Origin of the sequence: Streptomyces sp. NPDC048254, assembly GCF_043201895.1 — a bacterium.
Lineage (GTDB): Bacteria > Actinomycetota > Actinomycetes > Streptomycetales > Streptomycetaceae > Streptomyces.
The window spans coordinates 215,711-239,822 of the sequence record NZ_JBICZJ010000002.1 but is presented as its reverse complement, the minus strand read 5'-3'; the positions used below and the strand labels follow the sequence as shown (position 1 = coordinate 239,822).

25 protein-coding genes are annotated in these 24,112 nt (G+C 72.3%); 8 read left to right on the top strand and 17 right to left on the bottom strand.

What is annotated here, in order from left to right; all coding sequences use genetic code 11:
* Nucleotides 1–44 precede the first annotated feature (44 nt).
* Nucleotides 45–1,241 carry a methyltransferase domain-containing protein gene (locus tag ACGFZQ_RS06395; protein WP_393839405.1) on the top strand — a complete coding sequence of 399 codons (1,197 nt, stop codon included), beginning with the start codon at nucleotides 45–47 and terminating at the stop codon, nucleotides 1,239–1,241.
* A gap of 19 nt (nucleotides 1,242–1,260) precedes the next feature.
* Here the strand turns inward: ACGFZQ_RS06395 and ACGFZQ_RS06390 are convergent, their stop codons facing one another.
* The 5 genes from ACGFZQ_RS06390 to ACGFZQ_RS06370 all read right to left on the bottom strand — a co-directional run bounded on the left by ACGFZQ_RS06390 (nucleotide 1,261) and on the right by ACGFZQ_RS06370 (nucleotide 6,697).
* Nucleotides 1,261–2,529, bottom strand: coding sequence for an RNA polymerase sigma factor (locus ACGFZQ_RS06390; RefSeq protein ID WP_393839404.1), 1,269 nt, complete (start codon nucleotides 2,527–2,529; stop codon nucleotides 1,261–1,263).
* Nucleotides 2,530–2,572: 43 nt separating this feature from the next.
* Nucleotides 2,573–2,929 (bottom strand): YciI family protein, encoded by a 357-nt coding sequence (locus ACGFZQ_RS06385; RefSeq protein WP_393839403.1) that lies wholly within the window; start codon nucleotides 2,927–2,929, stop codon nucleotides 2,573–2,575.
* A gap of 141 nt (nucleotides 2,930–3,070) precedes the next feature.
* Nucleotides 3,071–4,126 carry an LCP family protein gene (locus ACGFZQ_RS06380; protein ID WP_393839402.1) on the bottom strand — a complete coding sequence of 352 codons (1,056 nt, stop codon included), beginning with the start codon at nucleotides 4,124–4,126 and terminating at the stop codon, nucleotides 3,071–3,073.
* 84 nt (nucleotides 4,127–4,210) lie between these two features.
* Nucleotides 4,211–5,563 carry an endo-1,4-beta-xylanase gene (locus ACGFZQ_RS06375; protein WP_393839401.1) on the bottom strand — a complete coding sequence of 451 codons (1,353 nt, stop codon included), beginning with the start codon at nucleotides 5,561–5,563 and terminating at the stop codon, nucleotides 4,211–4,213.
* Nucleotides 5,564–5,665: 102 nt separating this feature from the next.
* Entirely contained in the window at nucleotides 5,666–6,697 is a 1,032-nt protein-coding gene (locus tag ACGFZQ_RS06370; RefSeq protein WP_351742186.1) for a LacI family DNA-binding transcriptional regulator, read from the bottom strand.
* A 104-nt stretch (nucleotides 6,698–6,801) separates the two neighbouring features.
* Here ACGFZQ_RS06370 and ACGFZQ_RS06365 point away from each other — a divergent pair, with 104 nt between their 5' ends.
* From ACGFZQ_RS06365 to ACGFZQ_RS06355, 3 genes are all read left to right on the top strand, one after another.
* A complete protein-coding gene (locus tag ACGFZQ_RS06365) occupies nucleotides 6,802–9,099 on the top strand; it encodes a glycoside hydrolase family 3 N-terminal domain-containing protein (protein WP_393839400.1) in 2,298 nt (765 codons plus the stop codon).
* Between the two features lie 138 nt (nucleotides 9,100–9,237).
* The gene (locus ACGFZQ_RS06360; protein WP_393839399.1) at nucleotides 9,238–9,909 is read left to right on the top strand and encodes a DUF998 domain-containing protein; all 672 of its coding nucleotides are present in this window, start codon (nucleotides 9,238–9,240) and stop codon (nucleotides 9,907–9,909) included.
* Nucleotides 9,906–10,544 (top strand): TetR/AcrR family transcriptional regulator, encoded by a 639-nt coding sequence (locus tag ACGFZQ_RS06355; RefSeq protein WP_393839398.1) that lies wholly within the window; start codon nucleotides 9,906–9,908, stop codon nucleotides 10,542–10,544. The genes ACGFZQ_RS06360 and ACGFZQ_RS06355 overlap by 4 nt, the downstream gene beginning before the upstream one ends.
* Here ACGFZQ_RS06355 and ACGFZQ_RS06350 read toward each other — a convergent pair.
* The 4 genes from ACGFZQ_RS06350 to tsaB are packed head-to-tail and all read right to left on the bottom strand — an operon-like array spanning nucleotide 10,541 to nucleotide 13,059.
* Nucleotides 10,541–10,807: a hypothetical protein gene (locus tag ACGFZQ_RS06350; protein ID WP_393839397.1), complete on the bottom strand. Its 267-nt coding sequence runs from the start codon at nucleotides 10,805–10,807 to the stop codon at nucleotides 10,541–10,543. The genes ACGFZQ_RS06355 and ACGFZQ_RS06350 overlap by 4 nt on opposite strands.
* Nucleotides 10,804–11,895, bottom strand: a complete 1,092-nt coding sequence (tsaD, locus tag ACGFZQ_RS06345) for a tRNA (adenosine(37)-N6)-threonylcarbamoyltransferase complex transferase subunit TsaD (protein WP_393839396.1) — start codon at nucleotides 11,893–11,895, stop codon at nucleotides 10,804–10,806. The genes ACGFZQ_RS06350 and tsaD overlap by 4 nt, the downstream gene beginning before the upstream one ends.
* Nucleotides 11,888–12,385 (bottom strand): ribosomal protein S18-alanine N-acetyltransferase, encoded by a 498-nt coding sequence (gene rimI / locus ACGFZQ_RS06340; protein ID WP_393839861.1) that lies wholly within the window; start codon nucleotides 12,383–12,385, stop codon nucleotides 11,888–11,890. The genes tsaD and rimI overlap by 8 nt, the downstream gene beginning before the upstream one ends.
* A gap of 17 nt (nucleotides 12,386–12,402) precedes the next feature.
* The gene (tsaB, locus tag ACGFZQ_RS06335; protein WP_393839395.1) at nucleotides 12,403–13,059 is read right to left on the bottom strand and encodes a tRNA (adenosine(37)-N6)-threonylcarbamoyltransferase complex dimerization subunit type 1 TsaB; all 657 of its coding nucleotides are present in this window, start codon (nucleotides 13,057–13,059) and stop codon (nucleotides 12,403–12,405) included.
* Nucleotides 13,060–13,171: 112 nt separating this feature from the next.
* On the opposite strand from tsaB, the gene ACGFZQ_RS06330 reads away from it, so the two are divergent.
* Nucleotides 13,172–13,735 carry a hypothetical protein gene (locus ACGFZQ_RS06330; protein WP_393839394.1) on the top strand — a complete coding sequence of 188 codons (564 nt, stop codon included), beginning with the start codon at nucleotides 13,172–13,174 and terminating at the stop codon, nucleotides 13,733–13,735.
* A 105-nt stretch (nucleotides 13,736–13,840) separates the two neighbouring features.
* Here the strand turns inward: ACGFZQ_RS06330 and ACGFZQ_RS06325 are convergent, their stop codons facing one another.
* The 8 genes from ACGFZQ_RS06325 to glmS all read right to left on the bottom strand — a co-directional run bounded on the left by ACGFZQ_RS06325 (nucleotide 13,841) and on the right by glmS (nucleotide 22,284).
* Complete coding sequence (locus ACGFZQ_RS06325) at nucleotides 13,841–14,002, bottom strand: hypothetical protein (RefSeq protein ID WP_393839393.1); 162 nt, start codon at nucleotides 14,000–14,002, stop codon at nucleotides 13,841–13,843.
* A gap of 175 nt (nucleotides 14,003–14,177) precedes the next feature.
* On the bottom strand, nucleotides 14,178–14,720 hold the full coding sequence (tsaE, locus tag ACGFZQ_RS06320; protein ID WP_393839392.1) for a tRNA (adenosine(37)-N6)-threonylcarbamoyltransferase complex ATPase subunit type 1 TsaE: 543 nt from the start codon (nucleotides 14,718–14,720) through the stop codon (nucleotides 14,178–14,180).
* A complete protein-coding gene (locus ACGFZQ_RS06315; protein WP_393839391.1) occupies nucleotides 14,686–15,939 on the bottom strand; it encodes an alpha/beta fold hydrolase in 1,254 nt (417 codons plus the stop codon). The genes tsaE and ACGFZQ_RS06315 overlap by 35 nt, the downstream gene beginning before the upstream one ends.
* A gap of 129 nt (nucleotides 15,940–16,068) precedes the next feature.
* The gene (gene alr / locus ACGFZQ_RS06310) at nucleotides 16,069–17,265 is read right to left on the bottom strand and encodes an alanine racemase (protein WP_393839390.1); all 1,197 of its coding nucleotides are present in this window, start codon (nucleotides 17,263–17,265) and stop codon (nucleotides 16,069–16,071) included.
* A 93-nt stretch (nucleotides 17,266–17,358) separates the two neighbouring features.
* Nucleotides 17,359–18,279 (bottom strand): L,D-transpeptidase, encoded by a 921-nt coding sequence (locus ACGFZQ_RS06305; protein ID WP_393839389.1) that lies wholly within the window; start codon nucleotides 18,277–18,279, stop codon nucleotides 17,359–17,361.
* A gap of 226 nt (nucleotides 18,280–18,505) precedes the next feature.
* On the bottom strand, nucleotides 18,506–19,957 hold the full coding sequence (locus ACGFZQ_RS06300) for an NAD(P)H-hydrate dehydratase (protein WP_393839388.1): 1,452 nt from the start codon (nucleotides 19,955–19,957) through the stop codon (nucleotides 18,506–18,508).
* Nucleotides 19,958–20,011: 54 nt separating this feature from the next.
* Nucleotides 20,012–20,383, bottom strand: coding sequence for a holo-ACP synthase (locus tag ACGFZQ_RS06295; RefSeq protein WP_351742222.1), 372 nt, complete (start codon nucleotides 20,381–20,383; stop codon nucleotides 20,012–20,014).
* Nucleotides 20,384–20,436: 53 nt separating this feature from the next.
* Complete coding sequence (glmS, locus tag ACGFZQ_RS06290; RefSeq protein ID WP_393839387.1) at nucleotides 20,437–22,284, bottom strand: glutamine--fructose-6-phosphate transaminase (isomerizing); 1,848 nt, start codon at nucleotides 22,282–22,284, stop codon at nucleotides 20,437–20,439.
* Nucleotides 22,285–22,481: 197 nt separating this feature from the next.
* Here glmS and ACGFZQ_RS06285 point away from each other — a divergent pair, with 197 nt between their 5' ends.
* The 3 genes from ACGFZQ_RS06285 to coaA all read left to right on the top strand — a co-directional run bounded on the left by ACGFZQ_RS06285 (nucleotide 22,482) and on the right by coaA (nucleotide 24,026).
* Nucleotides 22,482–22,844: a hypothetical protein gene (locus tag ACGFZQ_RS06285; protein WP_393839386.1), complete on the top strand. Its 363-nt coding sequence runs from the start codon at nucleotides 22,482–22,484 to the stop codon at nucleotides 22,842–22,844.
* Nucleotides 22,841–22,975: a CbrC family protein gene (locus tag ACGFZQ_RS06280; protein WP_393839860.1), complete on the top strand. Its 135-nt coding sequence runs from the start codon at nucleotides 22,841–22,843 to the stop codon at nucleotides 22,973–22,975. The genes ACGFZQ_RS06285 and ACGFZQ_RS06280 overlap by 4 nt, the downstream gene beginning before the upstream one ends.
* 82 nt (nucleotides 22,976–23,057) lie before the next feature.
* Nucleotides 23,058–24,026 carry a type I pantothenate kinase gene (coaA, locus tag ACGFZQ_RS06275; protein WP_393839385.1) on the top strand — a complete coding sequence of 323 codons (969 nt, stop codon included), beginning with the start codon at nucleotides 23,058–23,060 and terminating at the stop codon, nucleotides 24,024–24,026.
* Nucleotides 24,027–24,112 lie beyond the last annotated feature (86 nt).

The following is a 24,112-nucleotide window of genomic DNA, read 5'->3' as shown; positions in this document are numbered from 1 at the left end:
TCCGCCGGAGGCGAACCATCCACCGACTGGCCGACAATGACCCGGTGAACGACCTCCTCGCCCCCCTCCTCTCCCCCGAGGGCCGCGCCCTCCTCGCCGAGGTGCGCGGCACCGCGCCCGCCGACGAACTCGCCGTGGCCACCCGGCTGCGCCGCGAGCACCCCGCCGAGCTGGTGTCGGCGGCGCTCACCCAGGCCCGGCTGCGGCAGCGGGCGGCGGCGAAGTTCGGGGAGGCGGACGCGGACCGCATGTTCTTCACGCCGAACGGGGTCGAGCAGTCGACGCGGGCGAGTGTCGCCGCGTACCGGGCCCAGCGGCTGACGGCGCTCGGGGTGACCTCGGTCGCCGACCTGTGCTGCGGGATCGGGGGCGACGCGATCGCGCTCGCGCGGGCCGGGATCCGGGTGCTCGCCGTGGACCGGGACCCGGTGACGGCGGCCGCGGCGCGGGCGAACGCCGACGCGCTGGGGCTCGCCGGTCTGATCGAGGTCCGGGAGGCGGACGTCACGGAGGTGGACACGGCCGGCTACGACGCCGTGTTCGTCGACCCGGCCCGGCGCGGCGGCCGCGGCCGCATCTTCGACCCGGAGGCCTACTCACCGCCCCTGTCCTGGGCGATCGAGGCGGCCCGCGGGGCGGCGCACACCGCCGCGCTGAAGATCGCCCCCGGCATCCCGCACGAGGCCGTCCCGGCCGACGCCGAGGCGGAGTGGATCTCGGACGCGGGCGACGTGAAGGAGGCGGTGCTGTGGTTCGGGACGGCGCCCGGGGCGGTCCGCGCCACCCTGCTGCCCGGCCCGCGCACGCTGCTCGGCCGGGGCCTGCCCGATCCTCGGGTCCGTCCCGTGGGGCGGTACCTGTACGAGCCCGACGGTGCCGTCATCCGCGCCCATCTGGTCGCCGAGGCGGCCGAGGAGCTGGACGGCGGGCTCCTCGACCCGACGATCGCGTACATCACGGCCGACGGACTGCGCGCCACCGACTGGGCGACGCCGTACGAGATCACCGACCGGCTGCCCTTCAACGTGAAGAAGCTGAAGGCGCTGCTGCGGGAGCGGGAGGTCGGCACGCTGACCGTGAAGAAGCGCGGCTCGGCCGTGGAGCCGGAGGAGCTGCGCAGGAAGGTCAAGCCGCAGGGGCCGAACGCGGCGACCGTGTTCCTGACCCGGGTGGCGGGGGCGCCGACCATGCTCGTCGGCGCCCCCGCGCAGCCGGCTACTGGTGCTGGGAGTTGCGGGTGATCAGCTGTGCGCCTCCAGGCTACGGAGCGCACTCCCGCGCCCTGGCCAGCAGCAGCTCCCGTTCCCGCTCGTTGCGTGCCAGCCCCGCCGCCCGTTCGAACTCCGCGCGGGCCTCCGCCGTACGCCCGAGGCGGGCGAGCAGGTCCCCCCGCACGCTGGGCAGCAAGTGGTAGTCGCGCAGGGCCGGTTCGGCCGTCAGCGGGTCCACGATCGCCAGGGCCGCCGCCGGACCGTCCGCCATCGACACGGCCACCGCCCGGTTCAGCTCGACGACCGGGGACGGGGACCGGGCCGCCAGCAGGCCGTACAGGGTGGCGATGGACCGCCAGTCGGTCTCCTCGTAGGTGTACGCGTGCGCGTGGCAGGCCGCGATGGCCGCCTGGAGGGCGTACGGCCCCGGGGCGCCGGTCGCCGTGGCGTCCGCGCGGGCCAGCGCCCTGATGCCGCGGGCGATGAGCATGCGGTTCCAGCGGCGGCGGTTCTGGTCCCCGAGGAGGACGGGGGTGCCGTCGGGGGCGGTGCGAGCGGCCGTGCGGGAGGACTGGAACTCCAGGAGCGACGTGAGGGCGTGCACCTCCGGCTCCTTCGGCATCAGCGAGGACAGCACGCGGGCCAGCCGCAGCGCGTCCTCGCACAGCGACGGGCGCAGCCAGTCGTCGCCCGCCGTGGCCGCGTACCCCTCGTTGTGGATCAGGTAGATGACGTCGAGCACGGAGCCGAGCCGGGCCTCGCGGTCCGGGCCGTACGGCACCTCGAAGGCGATGTTCCTGGTGGCGAGGGTGCGCTTGGCACGGACGATGCGCTGGGCGATGGTCGGCTCGGGGACCAGGAAGGCGCGGGCGATCTCGGCCGTGCTCAGACCGCCGAGGAGCCGCAGGGTGAGGGCCGTGCGGGCCTCCGGCGACAGCACCGGGTGGCAGGCGGTGAAGACCAGACGGAGCAGGTCGTCGTCGATGTCGTCGGGGTCGGCGGGCTCCTCCGGCGGGGGCACGTCCGCGAGGCTCCGGCCGATCTCCCGGAGCTTGCGGGTGTAGTTCTCCCGGCGCCGGACCAGGTCGACGGCGCGGTGGCGGGCGGTGGCCATGAGCCAGGCGCCCGGGTTGTCGGGCACTCCGTCCCGGGGCCACTGCTCCAGGGCGGCGACGAGGGCGTCCTGCGCCAGTTCCTCCGCGATGCCGACGTCCCGGACGATCCGGGCGACGCCGGCGATCACGCGGGGCGACTCCAGACGGAAGACGGTCTCGATGGTGTGCCGGGCGTCGGCGTCGACGGAGGGCTGTGTGCTCACAGCCCTCCATTCGACACCCCCGGACGGCGGTACGCCAGGAGGGTCAGCCCTCCGCGATCTCCCGCACCTCGCAGGTAACCGTCCAGAACTCCTCGTGCACCTTGAGGAACCGCTTGGTCCACTCCAGGGCCTCGGCCATGTCCTTGCACTGCATGATCGCGTAACCGCCGACGACCTCCTTGGACTCGGTGAACGGCCCGTCGGTGACGGAGATCCTCCCGCCCTCCCAGTGCACCCGGGTGCCCTGGGCGGTCGGCGTGAGCCCCGCGGTGTCCAGCATCACGCCGGCCTTGGTGATCTCCTCGATCAGCTCGCCCATCCGCTGCATCAGTTCCTGGCTGGGGCCCTCGGCGGGGGCGGCGGACTCGTCGATCTTCACGAGCGACAGGTAACGGGGCATGGTGACTCCTGGGATTCGGGTGCGGTGCGGGGTCTCTCCCCGCATCTCACCCTTGCGTCGAACGCGCCGGCACCGGATCGACACGCGCGCCGGAATTTCCCGAAGTTTTTTTCCGCACCCTTTCCGCACCGGCTGCGGAGCCTAGCGCAGCGACTTCCACAGGTCGCTCGCCTCGGGCTCGTCGGCGACCACCCGGTTGGGGTCGGAGGGTGCCGTCACCACGGGCATCATCACCGTCTTGAGGTGATCCGAGGTCAGGCCCTTGAGGCTCTGGCCGAGGCGCATCAGCTCGCTGAGCGAGTCCAGGCCCGTGTCGGTGGTGAGGCTGGAGGTGACCGCGTCGGCGACCTCGTAGAGCTTGGCCGGGCTGGTCAGGAGGCTGATGGAGGCCATCTGGTCCAGCAGGGCCTTGACCAGGTTCTGCTGGAGGCCGATCCGGCCGAGGTCGCTGCCGTCGCCTATGCCGTGCCGGGTGCGGGCGAGCGCCAGGGCCGTGGTGCCGTCGAGGTGGTGGGTGCCCTTCTTCAGGTGCAGATGGCTGTCGTCGTCGTCGATGTCCTGGTCGGTGGTCACGGTCACCCCGCCGAGCGCGTCCACCAGCTTGGCGAAGCCCGAGAAGTCGATCTCCAGGTAGTGGTCCATGCGGACGCCGGTGATCGACTCGACCGTCTTCACCGCGCACACCGCCCCGCCCACCGAGTAGGCGCTGTTGAACATCGCGCCGTAGGCGACGGACGTCGAGCCGCCGGAGGACAGCGGGCAGGAGGGGCGGGTGACCAGGGTGTCGCGGGGGATGCTGACCACGGTGGCCGACGTCCGGCCGGCGTCGACATGGACGACCATCGCGGTGTCGGAGCGGGCGCCCGAGCTGTCGCCGCCGCCGAGTTCCTGGTTCTCCTTGCCGCTGCGCGAGTCCGAGCCCAGCACCAGGATGTTCACGGACCCGGTGGGCAGCGGCGAGGCGGAGGCGGACGCGGTGGCCGTCGGCGTCGTCACCGCCTTCGCCGGGCGGTCGTCGCCGAGCGCACTGTTGATGTCGACGCTCTTGATGTTGTCGTTGAGGTGCCAGTAGACCCACCCCGCGCCCGCGACGCCCAGCGTCATGACCCCCGCCAGGGTGAGGCCGACGATCTTCAGCCCTCTCGACCGCCGGCCCACCCGTCTGCCCGCGCCGCCTTGCTCCTCGTGTCCCGTCACGAGACAGGAACGTAAGTCCGAATTATTAGGGGACTGTTAGCGCGAGCGCCGCGAAGAGGTTTTCTTCGGAAAATCTCACCCTTCTCACGCCGAACTCAGCGTGAGCGTCGGCACCGGATTGCTGCCGCTCCAGGACGCGTTGAATCCGAAGGTCACCGAACTCCCGTCCGCCACCGTCCCGTTGTAGGAGGCGTTCGCGCAGGAGACGGCCGCGCCCGACTGGGTGCAGACGGCGTTCCAGGCCTGGGTGATCTGCTGCCCGGCACCGTATGTCCAGTTCACCTTCCAGGAGGTGAGGGAGGCGCCCGAGCAGGAGATGGTCACCTGGCCGGTGAACCCGGTGTTCCACTGGCTGCCCACGCTGTAGGCGGCCGCGCAGGCACCGGTCGGCGGCGGTGTGGTCGTGGTCCCGCCGAGCGCCTCCGCGATGCCGTAGTACGCCGGTTTCGGCGCGTAGTTCGCGTCGTACGGCGTCGCCGCCCCGTACCCCGGGAAGGTGCTGTCCACCCACGAGTCGGAGTCGGTGAAGCCCCACACCGTGACGTTGACGCAACGGCTCACGGCCACGCACGCGGCCACCACCGACTTGAAGTCGGCCTTCTGCTGGGCGAGTTTGGTGCTGTCGGAGGGCAGCGCCATCCGGATGTCCAGCTCGGTGATCGCCACGTCCACGCCCAGGTCGGCGAAGCGCTGGATGTTCTGCTGGAGGGTGGAAGGCACCTGGCCGAGGATGAGGTGGGCCTGGAGCCCGACCCCGTCGATCGGGACACCGGCCGCCTTGAGCGACTTCACCAGGTTGTACAGGGCGGTGCTCTTCGCGTTGACGCCCTCGACGTTGTAGTCGTTGATGTACAGCTTGGCCGCCGGATCGGCCGCGTGTGCCCAGGTCAGGGCGTTGGCGATGTAGTCGGAACCGAGGCCGTTGTACCAGAGCGTCGACCGGTAGGTGCCGTCCTCGTTGAAGGGTTCGTTGACGACGTCCCAGGCGGCGATCTTCCCCTTGTAGCGGCCGGCCTCGGTGCTGATGTGGTTCTGCAGCAGGCTGCTCAGCTGGGCGGAGGTCCAGGTGCCGTTCGTCAGCCAACTGGGGTTCTGGCTGTGCCACACCAGGGTGTGGCCGCGTACCTGCTGGTTGTGGGCCTGGGCGAAGGCCACGATCTGGTCGGCCTCGGTCCAGTTGAAAGTGCCCTGCGTGGGCTCGACCGACCCCCACTTCATGGCGTTGCCCGGGGTCAGCGAGCTGAACTGGGCGCCTGCGACGTCGCCGTACGTCCCGGTGAGCTTGGAGCCGGTGACCGCGGTGCCGATGACCTTGCCCTTGGCGGCGGCGAGGTCGCGCAGCGGGGTGTCGGCGGCGTGCGCCGCGGGCGCCGTGAACAGCAGCGCTGCGCCGGTGACGAGTGCCGCCAGGGATAAGCCTGTTCTCAGAGATCTCATTGCGGGTACCTCCGAAAGTTTCGGCCATACAACCGATTGGCTTCGGAGGAGTGTGGAGACGCGCGCACCACCCGTCAATACGTCAACATCCGGCCACCGCCCTCAAGAAGCCGCGGGCGCCGCCGTGCTCGACCGCACCACCAGGCTGGTGGCCAGCTCCACCCGGGTCGCCGTCGTGGCCTCCTCGGCGCGCCCCATCTCCAGCACGAGCCGGGCCGCCGCCTCGGCCATCTCGGTGAGCGGCTGCCGTACGGTCGTCAGCGGCGGCCCCACCCAGCGGGCCACCGGCAGATCGTCGAACCCGACGATGCTCACGTCCTCCGGGATCCGCAGCCCCAACTCGCGCGCGGCCTCGTACAGCCCGAGCGCCTGGAGGTCGTTGCCGGTGAAGACGGCGGTGGGCCGGTCGGGCATGCGCAGCAGCTCCAGACCGAGCCGGTAGCCGGCGTCGTGGTGGAAGTCCCCGGCCTTGACCAGGTCCTGGTCGACGGGGAGCCCGGCGGTCTCCAGCGCGGCCCGGTAGCCGTCCACCCGGGCCCGGCTGCACATCATCCGGGAGGGCCCGCTGATCGCCCCGATGCGCCGGTGCCCCAGCTCGACCAGGTGCCGGGTGGCGGCCAGGCCCCCCTGCCAGTTGGTCGCGCCGATGGACGGCACGTCCGGCCCCGGGTCCCCCGCCGGGTCCATCACCACGAACGGGATCGACCGGCTCAGCAGCAGCGCCCGCTGCGACTCGTCCAGCCCCGACAGCACCAGCACCACCCCGTGCGGCCGCCGGGCCGCCACCTGGTCGGCCCAGGTCCGCCCGGGGGTGAGCCGCCCGGCGCTCTCGCTGAGCACCACGCTCAGCCCGGCGTCCCGGGCCACGTTCTCCACCCCCCGGATGACCTCCATCGCCCAGGCGCTCTCCAGCTCGTGGAAGACCAGGTCGATGAGCGGCGACCGGGAGGCCTCGGCGCGCCGCCGCCGGTAGCCGTAGGCGCGCAGCAGGTCCTCGACCCGGGTGCGGGTCGCCGGCGCGACATCCGCGCGCCCGTTCAGGACCTTCGAAACAGTCGGAGCGGACACGCCGGCCTCACGGGCGATTTCGGCGAGTGTCGCCGTCTGCGTTTCTGCGGGCTTCGGAGGCGTCATGACCGCGATCGTATCCCTGCACTCCCCCTTGACGAAGACCTGCGCACGCCATAGGTTCCCGGAACATTCGGTGTGTTGCACGAAACATTCGTGACGGGAGTTTCATGACCACCGCTCCTTGGCGAGACCCCGCACTGCCCGCCCCGGCCCGCGTCGACGACCTGCTCCCCCGGATGACCCTGGAGGAGAAGACCGCCCAGCTCTACGGCGTGTGGGTGGGCGCCGCCACCGACGGCGACGGGGTCGCCCCGCTGCAACGCGAGATGACCGCCGACTACGACTGGGACGAGCTGGTAGCCCTCGGCCTCGGCCAGCTGACCCGCTCCTTCGGCACCGCCCCCGTGGACCCGGCGCTGGGCGCGCGCGCACTGGCCCGCGCCCAGCGCCGGATCACCGCCGCCGGCCGCTTCGGCATCCCGGCGATCGCCCACGAGGAGTGCCTGGCCGGCTTCACGGCCTGGCGGGCGACGGCCTATCCGGTCCCGCTGGCCTGGGGCGCCGCCTTCGACCCGCCGCTGGTCGAGGAGCTGGGCCGGAGCATCGGCGCGGATCTGCGCTCGGTCGGCGTGCACCAGGGCCTGGCGCCCGTCCTGGACGTGGTCCGCGACCCGCGCTGGGGGCGGGTCGAGGAGACGATCGGCGAGGACCCGTACCTGGTGGGCACGGTCGGCACGGCCTACGTCCGGGGCCTGGAGTCGGCCGGGATCATCGCCACGCTCAAGCACTTCGCGGGGTACGCCTCCTCGGCCGGCGCCCGCAATCTGGCCCCGGTCCGGGCGGGGGTACGGGAGTTCGCGGACGTCACCCTCCCCCCGTTCGAGATGGCGCTGCGCGAGGGCGGGGCCCGTTCGGTGATGGCGGCGTACAACGAGACGGACGGCGTCCCGGCGTCGGCGGACCCCCGCCTGCTGACCGAACTGCTCCGTGATGACTGGGACTTCACGGGAACCGTTGTCGCCGACTACTTCGGCATCGGCTTCCTGCAGACCCTGCACCGGGTGGCGGGCACGGAGGCGGAGGCGGCACATCTGGCGCTGGCGGCGGGCATCGACGTCGAACTGCCGACCCTGAAGTGCTACGGCCGCCCGCTGGTGGCGGCGGTGCGGGCGGGCACGGTCCCCGAGTCCCTGGTGGACCGGGCGGTCCGCCGGGTGCTGCTCCAGAAGTGCGAACTGGGGCTGCTGGACGCGGACTGGGATCCGGAGCCCCAGGGCCCGGTCGACCTCGACTCGACGGCCAACCGCGACCTGGCCCGCCGGCTGGCGGAGGAGTCGGTGGTCCTGCTGGACAACCCGGACGGCGTCCTGCCGCTGGCCCCCGGCACCCGTGTCGCGGTGGTCGGCCCGCGCGCGGCCGACGCCCTGGCCATGCTCGGCTGCTACTCCTTCCCGTCCCATGTCCTGACCCATCACCCGGAGGTCGACCTGGGCATCGCCATCCCCACCGTCCTGGAGTCGCTGCGGGCCGAACTCCCGGACGCGAAGGTGACGTTCGCGGAGGGCTGCGACGTCTCCGACCCGGACACCGCCGGCTTCGAGGAGGCGGTGGCGCGCGCGGCGGAGGCGGACGTGTGCGTGGCGGTGCTGGGCGACCGGGCGGGCCTGTTCGGGCGGGGCACGTCGGGCGAGGGCTGCGACGTCGCCGATCTGTCGCTGCCCGGCGTCCAGGCCGACCTGCTGGACGCGCTGCTCTCGACGGGCGTCCCGGTGGTCCTGGTCCTGCTCACCGGGCGCCCCTACGCGCTGGGCCGCTGGCAGGGCCGGCTCGGCGCGGTGGTGCAGGCGTTCTTCCCGGGGGAGGAGGGCGGCCCGGCGGTGGCGGGCGTGCTGTCGGGCCGCGTCAACCCGTCGGGGCGGCTGCCGGTGAGCGTCCCGCGGGTGCCCGGCGGCCAGCCCTGGACCTACCTCCAGCCCCCGCTCGGCCTGGCGGGAGAGCTCAGCAACCTGGACCCGACCCCGCTGTACCCGTTCGGGCACGGCCGCTCGTACACGACGTTCGCGTGGGACCTGGTGTCGCGGGGCACGGCCGGGATCGGCACGGACGGTTCGTACGACGTGACCGTGGCGGTCCGCAACACCGGCGACCGGGCCGGCGCGGAGGTCGTACAGCTCTACCTGCACGACCCGGTGGCGTCGGTGACCCGCCCGGACGTCCGCCTGATCGGCTACCGGCGCCTGGACCTGGCGCCGGGCGAGTCCCGCCGGCTGACCTTCCGCTTCCACACCGACCTCTCGGCGTTCACCGACCGGGAGGGGGCCCGGGTGGTGGAACCGGGCGCGCTGGAACTCCGGGTGGGCGCTTCGAGCACCGAGGTCCGAGCCACGGTACGGCTGCAACTGACGGGCCCGGTACGGCGGTTGGGGCCGGACCGGGTCCTGCGCTGCGAGACGGAGGTGGTGTGACCGCCAGGGCACGGCAGACGCCTTCCTGAAGTGCGGCAAGGCACTCCTCACGGCCCGCCACCCCACCAAGCGGATAGAGTTATCCGCTTAATGCTACGGTGGTGCGCGCCGGTCTGGTCCGAAACGTGAGGAGTCCCGATGTCACGCAGCCGTCGGCTGTCGCTGGGCGCCGTCGTCCTGGTGGTGAACGCCCTGCAATGGGTGATCGCCGAAGCCGTCACCGCGGCGGCCTGGAACGATCCGCCCTACAGCTACGCCACCAACTACATCAGCGACCTCGGCGTGCCGGACTGCGGCACGAAGTTCCAGGGCCGCGAGATCTGCTCCCCCTCGCACCAGCTCATGAACACCTCGTTCATGCTCCAGGGGATCCTCTTCGCGACCGGCGTGATCCTGCTGTCCGTGCTGGTCAGCGGCCGTGCGCGGCGCGTAGTCGTCGCCCTCGCCGCCACCCACGGCGTGGCCTTCGTCCTGGTCGGGCTCTTCCACGGCTCCGCGCACGGGCCGGGCTACAGCCTGGTCGTCCATGTCGTCGCGGCCGCCGTCGGCATCCTGTGCGCGAACACCGTCGTGATCATGGCGGGGTCGCTGCGCGGCCTCGGCGCCCCGACGTCGTACCGCGTCCTCAGTGTCACGGTCGGCGTGCTGGGCCTGCTGAGCGAGACCCTGGTCGGTGCCTCGGCGAGCACCGCCGGGGTGTTCGAGCGCGCCGGCGTCTACTCCTGGCTGCTGTGGGGCATCGTGACCGGCGCCCTGCTCCTGGCCGGCCGACTGCCCCGCCCGGCCGTACTGGAGAATGTCCCGGTGTGACCCGGGAAACGCAACGCCCGCTGCGCGCGGACGCGGAACGAAACCGTCGGCTGATCATGGACACGGCCAACCGGATGATCGCGCGGCGGGGTGCCGTCGTCACCCTCAACGAGATCGCCCACGAGGCGGGGGTCGGCGTCGGCACGGTCTACCGCCGCTTCGCCGACCTCCAGGCGCTGATCGACGCGCTGTTCACCGAGCGGTTCACCACGTTCCTGGAGCTCGCGGCGGCGGCCGAGGAGCACACCGACCCCGGACGGGCGCTGCACCAGTACCTGCTGGAGACGGCGCGCTGGCGGGCCGGGGACCCGGCCCTGGACGTCATCCTCGCCCACGCCGACCTCGACACCGGGCCGCTCGCCGCGATGCGCGACGAACTCGGCGGCCATGTGGACGGCCTGGTGGCACGGGCCGTGGCGGCGGGCGCGGTCCGCGCGGACTTCGCCGCCTCCGACGTGTACGCCTACCTGTACATGGTCGGTGCCGTCGTGGACCGCACCCACGACATCGCCCCCGACGCCTGGCGCCGCTACGCCGAGGTCCTGCTCATCGGCTTCGGCCTCGAACAGGCCCCGACGGTCCGCACCTCGGCCATGACCGACGCCCAGATCCGCCAGACGTGGCCGAGGCCCTAGGGGGTCTCCACCCCGGCCGATTCGAAGCGCCAGCGGTGCACCGGGCGGGTCACCAGGTCCCCCGGCGGGTCGGGGAGTTCGGGGCGGCCCGAGTCGTCGTACGACCCGTCCCACCAGGTGATCACCAGTACCCGGTCCTGCGGCGCCCGGAAGGTCTCCCGGCGCAGCGGGGCCTCGGAAAGGCTCTGCCCGCGCGCCCACGTCAGCAGCTCGGCGCCCCGGCCGGGCACCGCCCGCGCCTCCCACATCAACGCGACCGTCACGTGTACAGGTTCTCCTTGCTGACCTCGTGCACATGGTCGTGGTGGTGGCCCGGCACGTGCGGGTCCGTCACCGGCAGGGAGCTGTCCGCCGAGAGGTCCCAGCTGGACGCGGCCCGGTTGCGCTTGACCATCTCGGCACCGAGGGCGGCCACCATCGCGCCGTTGTCCGTGCACAGCTTCGGGCGGGGGACGCGGAGCCGGATGCCCGCGGCCTCGCAGCGCTCCTGGGCCAGGGCACGCAGGCGGGAGTTGGCGGCGACCCCGCCGCCGATCATCAGGTGGTCGACGCCCTCGTCGCGGCAGGCCCGGACGGCCTTGCGGGTCAGGACGTCCACGACCGCCTCCTGGAAGGAGGCGGACACGTCGCGGACCGGGACGTCCTCGCCGGCCGCCCGCCTGGCCTCGATCCAGCGGGCCACCGCCGTCTTGAGACCGGAGAAGGAGAAGTCGTAGGCGGGGTCGCGGGGGCCGGTGAGACCGCGCGGGAAGGCGATGGCCCGCGGGTCCCCCTCCTTCGCGTAGCGGTCGATGACCGGGCCGCCGGGGAAGCCCAGGTTCAGCACGCGGGCGATCTTGTCGAAGGCCTCGCCGGCCGCGTCGTCGATGGTCGCGCCGAGCGGCCGTACGTCGGAGGTGATGTCCGAGGAGAGCAGCAGGGAGCTGTGCCCGCCGGACACCAGCAGGGCCATCGTCGGCTCCGGCAGCGGACCGTGTTCCAGCTGGTCGACGCAGATGTGGGAGGCGAGGTGGTTCACGCCGTACAGCGGCTTACCGAGCGCGTACGCGTACGCCTTCGCGGCCGATACGCCCACCAGCAGCGCGCCGGCCAGGCCCGGGCCGGCCGTGACCGCGACGCCGTCCAGGTCCTTCGCGCTCACGCCCGCGTCCTTCAGCGCGCGCTCGATGGTCGGGACCATCGCCTCCAGGTGCGCCCGGGACGCCACCTCGGGCACCACTCCGCCGAAGCGGGCGTGCTCGTCGACGGACGAGGCGACGGCGTCGGCGAGCAGGGTGGTGCCCCGGACGATGCCGACGCCGGTCTCGTCGCAGGAGGTCTCGATCCCCAGAACCAGGGGTTCGTCAGCCATTGATCTCGGTTCCTTGTCCGGAAGTGGGGCCGTCGGCGGGGGCGCCGCCCGGTTTCGTCGTCAGGCGCATCACCAGGGCGTCCACGTTCCCCGGCTGGTAGTAGCCGCGTCTGAACCCGATGGCCTCGAAGCCGAACCGCTCGTAGAGCTTCTGCGCGCGGGTGTTGTCGACCCGGCACTCCAGCATGACCTCGGCGCACTCGAAGGCGGTCGCGGCCCGCAGCAGCTCGGTGAGGAGCTGTCCGCCGAGCCCGGTGCCCCAGTGGTCGCGGGCGACGGCGATGGTCTGGACGTCCCCGAGTTCGCCCTGGGCGGCCAGCCCCGCGTATCCGACGACCTGCCCGTCGGCCAGGGCCACCACGTACCGCCGGCTCGCCTCCGGGCCCCTGGAGTGTGCCAGCTCGGACCAGAACATGCCCCGCGACCAGGCGTCCTCGGGGAACAGGCCCTTCTCCAGCTCCAGGACCCGGTCAATGTCCCACCAGCGCATCTCGCGCAACTGTGCCGTCACTTGGGGGTGACCACCTTGTAGTTCTTGGGCACCTGGGCGTCCGGCCGGCGCAGATACAGGGGCCGCGGTGCGGGCAGCTCCTCGCCGGCGGCCAGCCGCTCGACGGCGAGTGAGGCGAGGGCGGCCGCGGAGACGTGCTCGGGTGCGTGCACGACCGGGAAGGTGCCGGGGTAGAGCATCGCCCCGGCTCCGACGGCGGGCATCCCGGCGACCTGCTCGGCGATGTCGGCGGGCCGGTCGACGGCCGGATCCGTGAGCCGGGTGCGCGAGTCGGCGTACGTCGCCCAGTAGACCTCCTTGCGGCGGGCGTCGGTCGCCACGACGAACGGGCCCTCCTCGACGTCGGCCGCGTAGGCGAGCCCGTCGAGCGTGCACAGGCCGTGCACCGGCACGCCCAGCGCGAGCCCGAAGGTGTCCGCGGTCATCAGACCGACCCGCAGGCCGGTGTAGGGGCCGGGACCGACGCCTGTGACGATCCCGGTGACGGCGTCCAGCCTGACCCCGGCCTCGGCGAGCACGCGGTCGACGGCCGGCAGCAGCAGCTCGCCGTGCCGGCGCGCGTCCACCTGGCTCGACGAGGCGATGACGGCCTCACCGTCGTGCAACGCGACGGTGACGGCGGGGGTGGCGGTATCCAGAGCGAGCAAGAGCACGCGAACAGCCTACGGCTCCGACGCCGCGAGCACGGCCGCCAGGGGCGGACGGTCACTGGCTGCTACGGTCTGTACGAAGTACGACATATACGGCGAGTCAGAGGTGGCGCACGTGTCAGGGACCAGCTCGGGAATCGTGGCCGGCCTCACCGCGGCGGCCGTCGGGGCGGTCGGTCTCCTCGCCTACCAGGCCTCGGCCACCGTACCGCCCGGCCTCGGCAGCAGGTCCACGTCGAGCCCCGCCCCGGGAGCGGAGGCGACCAAGGCACGCCGCGACCAGCGCCATCCCACCGCCCTGCCGAACAACTCCGGAACGGGTGAACGGGTGGTGTACTCGGTGGACGACGACCGGGTCTGGCTCGTCAACGAGAGCAACCGCGTTGAGCGCACCTTCACGGTGCGCCCCGGCACGATCGACCCGCCCGTGGGGGCCTACTGGGTGACGTCCCGCTCCAAGGCGGTCACGGGCACGGACGGCCTCCCCATCGAACACGTGGTCCGCTTCACCACCACGAAGGACGGCTCGGCGATCGGCTTCAGCGCGGTCACCGGCACCACCATGATCGAACCCCCCGACCCGACGGTCAAAACAGGCGGCATCCGCGAAACCCGCCCCGACGGCGACGCGATGTGGATGTTCGCGACGATCGGCGTGAAGGTGATGGTGATCCGCTGAACGCGCCCCGTAGGGGCGCGGGGCTGTATCGATATGCGGCTGTCGCCGCGCGGGCGTGCTCAGCCCCCACACAGCCGCGCCGGAGAACCTACCGGCCGCCTCCGCCTAGGCAGCCCTACGGCCCTGCTCGACCGGCCTCAGGGGCAGCTCCGGCACTCTCGGCGGCCGAGACACCGCGTCAGCGGCCGCGCAGGACGCCAGAAGCTCGCGCATGGAAACTCCGGCGACCACGGACGGCCGCCGCTCCTCGGACGTGGACGCGGGCATGGACGCCTCCTGAGCTGCGGGGGCGGATGAAGTTAGGTACACCTAACTACGGGTTGGGTACCATGTGACCACGCCCGAGTCACGAAGCGCAATATCTTGCCGACGCCTTGTCGGAATGTTCACGCGCCCCCCGGCCCCCGCCCACCGCAACGGCGGACACGGCCCCGCTCGCCGGTCAGGCGGACAGCACCCCCAGAGCCACCCCGGCCCACCGCTCCCCGAGCCCCGTCAGGGTCACGTGCCGTACCTCGTCGGTCGTGTCCCCGACGGCCCGGTGGATCCGTACTACGAGCCGGTCATCGGTCAGCTCCTCGACCTTGCCGTCGCCCCACTCCACGACGATCACCGACTCGGGCAGCGAGACGTCGAGGTCCAGGTCCTCCATCTCGTCGAGCCCGCCGCCCAGGCGGTACGCGTCGACGTGGACGAGCGGCGGCCCGTCCACGAGGGACGGATGGACCCGGGCGATCACAAAGGTGGGGGAGGTGACGGCCCCGCGCACACCGAGCCCCTCGCCCAGCCCGCGGGCCAGCGTCGTCTTGCCGGCGCCGAGTTCCCCGCTGAGCATCACGAGGTCACCGGCGCGCAGCAACTTGGCCAGCCGGCGCCCCAGTTCCCCCATCTGCCCGGGAGAGTTAACGATCAACTCCGTGCCGTTGCCGGCCGCGGCCCCGGCCAGGCCGTCAGCCTGGCTGTGCCGTGCTGCTGGTGCTTCCATAGCCACTTACCGTAGCCCCTGCCGGCACGGCACCCGCGCGGGTGAGCAGGTCGGCGAGGCGGTCGGTGACCACTTCCGGGTGTTCCAGCATGACCAGGTGCCCGGCGTCCGGGACCAGCACCAGTTCGGCGTCGGGCAGCAGATCGGCGATGACCTCGCTGTGCTCGCTGGGGGTGACGAGATCCTGCACCCCGGCCAGCACCAGCACCGGCAGATCCTGGAAGTAGGCGAGGGCCGCGGTCTTGTCGTGGTCGGTGAAGGCCGGGTAGAACTCGGCGACCACGTCGATCGGGGTGGACTCGATCATCCGCTCGGCGAACCGCTCGACCGCCGGGTCGACGTCCCGGGACGCGAACGAGTACCGCTTGATGATCCCGGCGAACAGTTCGGCGGTGGCCCGCCGCCCCTTCTCCACCAGCGCGGCCTGGGTGCCCAGCGCCTTCAGCACTCCGGGCAGCACCCGGCGCACCGCGTTGACGCCGGCGACCGGCAGCCCGAAGTTGACCTCGCCGAGCCGCCCGGACGACGTACCGACGAAGGCGGTGGCGACGACCCGCTCGCGGATCAGCTCGGGGTACTGCGCGGCGAGCGCCATCACGGTCATGCCGCCCATCGAGTGCCCGACCAGCACGATCGGCCCCTCGGGGACGGCCGCGTCGAGGACGGCCTTCAGGTCCCGGCCCAGCTGGTCGATGGTGAGCGGAACGCCCCGCTCGTGCTGGTCGACGCCCCGCCCTGAGCGGCCGTGGCTGCGCTGGTCCCAGTGCACGGTGCGGACGACCCCGCGCAGGGCCGCCCGCTGGAAGTGCCAGGAGTCCTGGTTGAGGCAGTAGCCGTGGCTGAAGACGACGGTGACGGGGGCCGGGGCCTTGCGGCCGAAGAGCCGCCGACGGCGCGGGGAGACGGCCGGGCCGAGGTCGGGCTCCACCTCGTCCACCTCGTAGTACAGCTCGGTGCCGTCGTCGGAGTACGCCTTGCCGGGCGTGCCGCGCAGGGTGCCGTACGGTCCCGCCGAGTCCAGGGCCAGCCGGGCCTTGCGGCGCATGCCGCGGCCGACGGTCATCCGCTCCAGGGCGACCCCCGCGGCCGCCCCGGCGGCGAGCACTCCTATGGCGGCCCCGGCGATACCGGTGACCTTGAGCCAACTCCCGTCCGCCCCCGTGGCGGAAGCGACGGCCGCCGCGGCGTCCGCTACGGCCTCCGCACTGCTCTCGCTCACGTACCGCTCCTCTTCGCCGTACTGCAGTTCGCTCGTTAGGTGATACGGGTGATGCTGACGAGGTGAGTGTTGCGTCTGTTGCTGCTGTTACAGATGTAACCGGGTTCTGCCGTTGCCGAACCCCGGAGGTCAGTCCCCGTCCCCTGGTTCTTGCCCATTCGGTTGCCCGTTCACATAGACGCGGGGAACCCGGGTTCCGATGCGGGTGACGATTTCGTAGGCGATGGTGCCCGCGGCCTGGGCCCAGTCCTCGGCGGTGGGCTCGCCCCGGTCGCCCGGACCGAACAGCACGGCCTCGGAGCCGACTTCGGGTTCGTCGCCGCCGAGGTCGACGACGAACTGGTCCATCGCGACGCGCCCGGCGACCGTCCGCCACTTGCCGCCGACCAGCACCGGTCCGGTGCCGGAGGCATGGCGCGGGATGCCGTCCGCGTAGCCGACGGGGACCAGCCCGAGGGTGGTCTCGCCGGGGGTGACGTACCGGTGCCCGTAGCTCACGCCGTGGCCGCCCGGGACGTGCTTCACCAGGGCGAGGGAGGCGGAGAGGGTCATCACCGGGCGCAGCCCGAAGTCGGCCGCGCTGCCCAGTTCGGGGCTGGGCGCGAGGCCGTAGAGGGCGATACCCGTGCGGACCAGGTCGAAGTGGGACTCGGGGAGGGTGAGGGTGGCCGGCGAGTTGGCGATGTGCCGCACCTCGGGGCGCACGCCCTGCTCCTCGGCGTGGGCGAGCATCTCGCGGAAGAGGGTGAGCTGGGCGGCGATGGAGGGATGGCCGGGCTCGTCGGCGCAGGCGAAGTGCGACCAGAGCCCCGTGATCCGGACCAGGCCCGCCGTCTGCGCGCGCAGCGCCTCGGCGACCAGCTCGGGCCAGTCACCGGGCTGGCAGCCGTTGCGCCCGAGCCCGGTGTCGGCCTTGAGCTGCACGCGCGCGGGGCGGCCGGCGGCGCGGGTGGCCGCGACGACCTCCCGCAGCGCCCACATCCCGCTCACCGACACGTCGAGGCCGGCCTCGACGGCCTCCCGCCACGGCCCGCCCGGGGTCCACAGCCAGCACATGATCCGCACGTCCGCGGGCAGCCCGGGGTCCGCGCGCAGCGCCAGCGCCTCCTCGGGGGTGGCCGTGCCGAGCCAGCCCGCGCCCGCCTCGACGGCCGCGCGGGCACACCGGACGGCCCCGTGGCCGTAGGCGTCGGACTTCACCACGGCCATCAGGGCCGCGCCCGGCGCGAGGGCGCGCAGGGTCCGTACGTTGGCCCGCAGGGCGGCCAGGTCGATCTCGGCGCGGGCGCGCAGGTGCGCGGTCGGTGCAGTAGCTGTCTCACTCATCGCGCCCCCAGTGTCTCAGAGGCCCCTGACAGCCCTCCGGCGCAGGCCCCGGTACGGGCCCCGGTCACCCTCGGGTACCCGCCGGGCACCGGTTCAGGTACCCGTCCGGTGCCCCCACACGTACACCTTGTCGCCCTTCTTCAGCACGCCCCACAGCTTCTTCGCGTCGCCGAGCTTGAGGTTCACGCAGCCCCAGGAGCCGACGGTGGTGTAGATGGAGCCGTAGACGGCGTGGAAGGCCTGGCCGCCGTCGAAGAACTGGGCGTACGGCATGGGCGAGTTGTACAGGGTCGACCAGTGGTTCTTGTGCCGCCAGTAGACGGTGTGCCACCCGGCGCGGGTCGCGTACCCCTTCCTTCCGCTCCGCATCTGCACCGGCCCGAAGACCACCTTGCTGCCCTTCTGCACCCAGGTGACCTGGCGGTTGAGATCGACACAGGCGACCCGGTACGACTTCACGGGGCAGTTCTTCTTGGCGTTCGGGTTCTTCTTCGCCGAGAGCAGCATCATCTGGTACCAGGTCACGGGCCCCGCGAACCCGATGGCCGGCTTGATCTTGTACGTCTTCTGGAACTTCTGGACGGCCTTGCAGTCGGACACGGACTGCTTCCCGTCCACCTTCAGCTTCAGCCACTGCTCGATCTGCCGCTGGTAAGGCCCGGTCAGCTTGGAGCAGCTCACCTTGGCGACGGCGTCGCTGAGCGGCACGTACTCGACGAGGTCGTACGCCCCCGGCGCCGCCGGCCTGGGCTCGACGGCGTCCTCCTTGGCGCTGGGCGTGTACACCTTCGGCGCCAGCATCTGGTCGGGGGTGTCGACCTGCCAGGGCTGCCCGGGCCCGGGCGCGACCCCCGGCACCAGCTCCGACTCGGCGACGGCGGCGGGCGGTTTGGGAGCGGTGTCCGCGGCGACGCTCCCGGCCCCGAGGCAGAGAACGACCACGGCGGCGACGAGGGCCCCCGCGACCCCACGCGCAGAACCGCCCCGATAACGCAGGATTCGTCCACTAATCATGCGATCAGACAACCCCGCAGGGGTCAGGATTCCGGGGAGCCGCGCGGGGACGTCACCCGGGGGATGCAGGTGCCTCCGGCGGTACGGGGGACGAATTGCGGCCGGGCTGCGCCCTGTCAGAGGCGCGGGCAACTACGCCCCGTCAGGGGCGCGGGGAACTGCGCGATCAGCCCCCACCCACCCGCACCCGCACCACGGCGCTGCCCCGTGACGGTGCGGTCTTGGCCTACCGAGTCAGGCGGGTGGGTGAGAAGACCCCCCTCCACGCCGCCCCCAACTCGTCGGCCACCGCATGCGCGACCGTCGGCGCCCCCTCCGCCGCGAACCGCCCCGCGAGCCCGTGCAGATACGCCGCCACACTCCCCGCGTCCCGCCCGTCGAGACCGCACGCCAGCAACGACCCGGCCAGCCCCGACAGCACATCCCCACTCCCCGCGGTGGCCAGCCACGGCGTCCCCGTCGCGTTCACCCGCACGGCCACCCCTCCCCCCGGCTCCGCCACCAGCGTCGTCGCCCCCTTCAACAGCACCGTCGCCTGATACGCCCCCGCCAACTCCCGCACCGCCGCGAGCCGGCCGGACTCGACCTCCTCCCGCCGTACCCCCAGCAGCGCCGCCGCCTCCCCGGCGTGCGGTGTCATCAGCGTCGGCGCCGTACGAGCACGCACCGCTTCCCGGTCGGCGAGCCGCAGCCCGTCCGCGTCGACCAGCACCGGCACGTCCGCCTCCAGCACCTCGGCGACGGTCTCGGCGTCGTCCCCGGCCCCCGGCCCGACCACCCACGCCTGCACCCGCCCGGCCTTGCGCGGCCCCCCGTCCGACACCAGCGTCTCGGGAAAGCGCGCCAGCACCTCGTCCCCGGCGGGCCCGACGTACCGTACGGCCCCGGCCCCGCCCCGCAACGCCCCCGCGACGGCGAGCACCGCGGCCCCGGGATAACGGGCCGACCCGGCGGCGATCCCCACCACTCCCCGCCGGTACTTGTCGCTCTCCGCGGACGGCGTCGGCAGCAGCCGTGCCACGTCCACGTCCTGCAAGGCCTCCAGCTCGGCCTCCTCGGGCAGTTCGAGCCCGATGTCGACCAGCCGCACCGAACCGGCGTACTCCCGCGCCGGATCGATCAGCAGCCCCGGCTTGTGCGTCCCGAAGGTGACGGTCAGGTCCGCCCGTACGGCCGCGCCCCGCACCTCGCCGCTGTCCGCCTCCACCCCGCTGGGCAGGTCCACGGCGACGACGGCGGCCCGCGACCGTTCCACCAGGGCGACCAGCGCGGCCGCTTCGGGTCGCAGCCCGCCCGACCCACCGATCCCCACGATGCCGTCCACGACGAGATCGGACCGCAGGATCAACTCCCCGGCTGCACCGGCGAGTACGGCCCTGCCGCCGGCCCGGCGCAGCGCCGCCAGGCCGCCGGCGTGGGTGCGCTCCGGCGCGAGCAGCACGGCCGCGACCCCCGCACCTCTCCTGGCCAGCCGCGCCCCGGCGTACAGCGTGTCGCCGCCGTTGTCCCCGCTGCCGACCAGCAGCACCACCCGGCTGCCGTACACCCGTCCGAGCAAGTCGGCGCAGGCGGCGGCCAGCCCGGCGACGGCCCGCTGCATCAGCGCCCCTTCCGGCAGCCGCGCCATCAGCTCCCGCTCGGCCGACCGTACCGTCTCCACGCTGTAAGCAGTCCGCATGCCCCGAGTCTCCCCCGGAACCGCCGGGACGCGCATCCGCCCGCCCCGACCGGGTCACCCCTCCGCGATCACCACCGCCGACGCCACCCCGGCGTCATGGCTGAGCGACACATGCCAGGACCGCACGCCGAGTTCCGCCGCACACGCGGCCACGCTCCCCTTCACGTGCAGGAGCGGCCGTCCGCTGTCCTCCACGACCACCTCCGCGTCCGTCCAGAGCAGCCCGGGCGGCGCCCCCAGCGCCTTGGCCAGCGCCTCCTTGGCCGCGAACCGGGCCGCGAGCGAGGCGATACCGCGCCGCTCCCCGCTCGGCAGCAGCAACTCCCGCTCCACGAACAGCCGCCCGGCCAGCCCGGGAGTCCGCTCCAGCGACTCCCGGAACCGGTCGATCTCGGCGACGTCGATCCCTACCCCGATGATGCTCACCCGGGCACTCTACGAGCCGCCCGGCCGCCGCAGGGCCGCCCGGCCGCCTCGCCTCACTCCACCGTCACCGACTTCGCCAGGTTGCGCGGCTGGTCGACCTCGTTGCCGCGGGCCGTGGCCAGTTCGCAGGCGAAGACCTGGAGGGGGACCGTGGAGACGAGGGGCTGGAGCAGGGTGGGGGTGGCCGGGATGCGGATCAGGTGGTCGGCGTACGGGACCACCGCCTCGTCCCCCTCCTCCGCGATCACGATCGTGCGCGCACCCCGGGCCCGGATCTCCTGGATGTTGGAGACGATCTTGTCGTGGAGGACGGACCGGCCGCGCGGTGACGGCACGACGACCACCACCGGCAGGTCCTCCTCGATCAGCGCGATCGGGCCGTGCTTCAGCTCGCCCGCCGCGAAGCCCTCGGCGTGCATGTACGCCAGTTCCTTGAGCTTCAGGGCGCCTTCGAGGGCGACCGGGTAACCGACGTGCCGGCCGAGGAACAGCACCGTCTTCTTGTCGGCGAGGGAGCGCGCGAGCTCCCGTACCGGCTCCATGGTCTCCAGGACCCGCTCGACCTCGCCGGAGATGTGCGAGAGGTCCCGGATCACGGCGCCGACCTCGTCACCCCACTTGGTGCCCCGCACCTGACCGAGGTACAGGGCGACCAGATAGCAGGCCACCAGCTGGGTGAGGAACGCCTTGGTCGAGGCGACCGCGACCTCCGGACCGGCGTGGGTGTACAGCACCGCGTCCGACTCGCGCGGGATCGTCGAGCCGTTGGTGTTGCAGATCGCCAGGACCTTCGAGCCCTGCTCCCGCGCATGCCTCAGAGCCATCAGGGTGTCCATGGTCTCGCCGGACTGGGAGATGGCGATCACCAGGCTCCGCGAGTCCAGGATCGGGTCCCGGTACCGGAACTCGCTGGCCAGCTCCACCTCGCAGGGGATGCGCGTCCAGTGCTCGATGGCGTACTTGGCGATCAGGCCGGCGTGGAAAGCCGTACCGCAGGCGACGATGACGACCTTGTCCACCTCGCGCAGCTCGGTGGCGCCGATCCGGACCTCGTCGAGGGTCAGGGAGCCGGCCGCGTCGATGCGGCCCAGGAGCGTATCGGCGACCGCCTTGGGCTGCTCGGCGATCTCCTTGAGCATGAAGTAGTCATAACCCCCCTTTTCCGCTGCCGACGCGTCCCAGTCGACGTGGTACGAGCGGACGTCCGCCGGGGCGCCGTCGAAGCCCGTCACCGTCACGCCGTCCCGGCGCAGCTCCACCACCTGGTCCTGGCCCAGCTCGATCGCCGCCCGCGTGTGGGCGATGAACGCGGCGACGTCCGAGGCGAGAAAGGCCTCGCCCTCTCCAACGCCCACCACCAGCGGGGAGTTCCGGCGTGCGCCCACCACCACGTCCGGGTCGTCGGCGTGCACCGCGACCAGCGTGAACGCGCCCTCCAGACGCCGGCACACCAGCCGCATCGCCTCCGCGAGATCGGCGGTCACGGAGAACTCCTCCGCCAGCAGGTGCGCGACCACCTCGGTGTCCGTCTCGGAGGCGAGGTCGTGCCCGCGCTCCGCCAACTCGGCGCGCAGCGCGGCGAAGTTCTCGATGATCCCGTTGTGGACGACGGCGGCCCGGCCCGCGTTGTCGAGGTGCGGATGCGCGTTGGCGTCCGTCGGGCCGCCGTGCGTGGCCCAGCGGGTGTGCCCGATCCCGGTGGCACCGGCCGGCAGCGGCCGCTCCGTCAGCTCCTTCTCCAGGTTGACCAGCTTCCCGGCTTTCTTCGCCGAGGCCAGCCCGCCGTCCGCGAGCACGGCGACGCCCGCGGAGTCGTACCCGCGGTACTCCAGCCGCTTCAGCCCGGCGACCACCACATCGAGCGCCGACTGCGCCCCCACGTATCCCACGATTCCGCACATGAGCGGCAGCCTAAGTGCCGACCCCCGCCCGAACACGGCTCAGCGTGCCCGAAATCGGAAATCATCGCGCCGATCCCGGTTCCCCTCGCCGCTCCTCGCACGAAGTCGCTTGCCCGGCCGGGCCGCCGTGCGCCTACCATGACCCGCGCTCGACCGGCGCATGACCACCCGGCAGGACTGCGAGAGGAAGGGAACCGATGACAAAGCTCGTCTCACTCCCATCCAGCGGGCCGGGAGAGGACCTCAACTGGTTCGCCACTTCCGCCCTCTTCGACGATGTGGCCACTTTTGTTCTCCGGCATGTGACAGACGATCAGGCAAAGCGTGACGTCGCCGCAGGTGTCGCATCGGGCTATGTGTTCCTCGGGGAACTTCCCGAGCCTGATCAGACGAACGTGCTGACTGCGTTGCGTGACGCGTTTCCCGGCCACGTCGATTCCGAGATCTATCCGCCGCGGGTGACTGCCACGATGGACGATCCGGAGATCTTCGTCGCACGCGCCAAGTCGCTCGCACAGCTGGCGGGCAGAAGCCTCATACTGCGCAAGGGTACTGGCTGACGCACTGGCAGTGGCCGGCCGGGCAGGGCGACGGCCTGCTGGACTCGCTCGACAAGGACGGCCCGCCGACCGCCCACCTCTTCCGGTGCCGGGTCTGCGGCGTCCACCTTGCCTGTGCCGACTTCACCTGACCGAAGCCCCACGTGACCGACCCCACCCCCCACCCAGTTCAAACTCCGTTAACAATGGAATGTGATCTCTCCGGTCTCCCCGATGCCCCGGAGCGCCCACCGGCACAGGCCGGAGGCGACTCCCTACGTCGACCTCACCCGTTCCGAGTGGAGCGCGCTGCGCGACAAGACGCCGTTGCCGCTCACCGCCGAGGAGGTCGAGAAGCTACGTGGCCTCGGCGACGTCATCGACCTCGACGAGGTGCGGGACATCTACCTCCCGCTGTCCCGCCTGCTCAATCTGTACGTCGGTGCCACTGACGGGCTCAGAGGTGCCCTGAACACCTTCCTCGGCGAGCAGGGCTCCCAGTCCGGCACCCCGTTCGTCATAGGCGTGGCCGGCTCGGTGGCCGTCGGGAAGTCGACCGTCGCCCGGCTCCTGCAGGCCCTGCTCTCCCGCTGGCCCGAGCACCCGCGCGTCGAGCTGGTGACGACGGACGGTTTCCTGCTCCCCACCGAGGAACTCGAAGCCCGCGGTCTGATGGCACGCAAGGGCTTCCCGGAGTCGTACGACCGCCGGGCCCTGACCCGCTTCGTCGCCGACATCAAGGCCGGCAAGGACGAGGTCACCGCCCCCGTCTACTCGCACCTGATCTACGACATCGTGCCGGACCGGAAGCTCACCGTCCGGCGCCCGGACATCCTGATCGTCGAAGGGCTCAACGTCCTCCAGCCCGCCCTCCCCGGCAAGGACGGCCGCACCCGGGTCGGCCTCGCCGACTACTTCGACTTCAGCGTGTACGTCGACGCGAGCGCCGAGGACATCGAGCGCTGGTACCTCAACCGCTTCCGCAAGCTGCGCGCGACCGCCTTCCAGAACCCGGACTCGTACTTCACGAAGTACACCCAGGTGTCCGAGGAGGAGGCCCTGGAGTACGCCCGCGGTCTGTGGCGCACCATCAACAGGGCCAACCTGGTCGAGAACATCGCCCCCACCCGCGGCCGCGCCACCCTGGTCGTCCGCAAGGGCCCGGACCACAAGGTGCAGCGACTGAGGCTGCGCAAGCTCTAGAACGGCCCGTTCACGAAGGCAGGCACCGAAGGGGCGCTGGGGGTACCCCCAGCCGAAGGCCGGGGGAGGAACTGCGCGATCGGCCA

What these genes read in the sequence shown, in the direction of transcription:
- tsaD (WP_393839396.1), bottom strand. Translation starts at nt 11,895, where the DNA reads ATGGCTGACGAACCCCTGGTTCTGGGGATCGAGACCTCCTGCGACGAG.
- ACGFZQ_RS06385 (WP_393839403.1), bottom strand. Translation starts at nt 2,929, where the DNA reads ATGCCCCGTTACCTGTCGCTCGTGAAGATCGACGAGTCCGCCGCCCCC.
- ACGFZQ_RS06365 (WP_393839400.1), top strand. Translation starts at nt 6,802, where the DNA reads ATGACCACCGCTCCTTGGCGAGACCCCGCACTGCCCGCCCCGGCCCGC.
- ACGFZQ_RS06300 (WP_393839388.1), bottom strand. Translation starts at nt 19,957, where the DNA reads ATGCGGACTGCTTACAGCGTGGAGACGGTACGGTCGGCCGAGCGGGAG.
- ACGFZQ_RS06305 (WP_393839389.1), bottom strand. Translation starts at nt 18,279, where the DNA reads ATGATTAGTGGACGAATCCTGCGTTATCGGGGCGGTTCTGCGCGTGGG.
- tsaE (WP_393839392.1), bottom strand. Translation starts at nt 14,720, where the DNA reads ATGGAAGCACCAGCAGCACGGCACAGCCAGGCTGACGGCCTGGCCGGG.
- ACGFZQ_RS06285 (WP_393839386.1), top strand. Translation starts at nt 22,482, where the DNA reads ATGACAAAGCTCGTCTCACTCCCATCCAGCGGGCCGGGAGAGGACCTC.
- ACGFZQ_RS06370 (WP_351742186.1), bottom strand. Translation starts at nt 6,697, where the DNA reads ATGACGCCTCCGAAGCCCGCAGAAACGCAGACGGCGACACTCGCCGAA.
- coaA (WP_393839385.1), top strand. Translation starts at nt 23,058, where the DNA reads ATGCCCCGGAGCGCCCACCGGCACAGGCCGGAGGCGACTCCCTACGTC.
- rimI (WP_393839861.1), bottom strand. Translation starts at nt 12,385, where the DNA reads ATGCGCTGGTGGGACATTGACCGGGTCCTGGAGCTGGAGAAGGGCCTG.
- alr (WP_393839390.1), bottom strand. Translation starts at nt 17,265, where the DNA reads ATGAGTGAGACAGCTACTGCACCGACCGCGCACCTGCGCGCCCGCGCC.
- ACGFZQ_RS06360 (WP_393839399.1), top strand. Translation starts at nt 9,238, where the DNA reads ATGTCACGCAGCCGTCGGCTGTCGCTGGGCGCCGTCGTCCTGGTGGTG.
- glmS (WP_393839387.1), bottom strand. Translation starts at nt 22,284, where the DNA reads ATGTGCGGAATCGTGGGATACGTGGGGGCGCAGTCGGCGCTCGATGTG.
- ACGFZQ_RS06325 (WP_393839393.1), bottom strand. Translation starts at nt 14,002, where the DNA reads ATGCCCGCGTCCACGTCCGAGGAGCGGCGGCCGTCCGTGGTCGCCGGA.
- ACGFZQ_RS06375 (WP_393839401.1), bottom strand. Translation starts at nt 5,563, where the DNA reads ATGAGATCTCTGAGAACAGGCTTATCCCTGGCGGCACTCGTCACCGGC.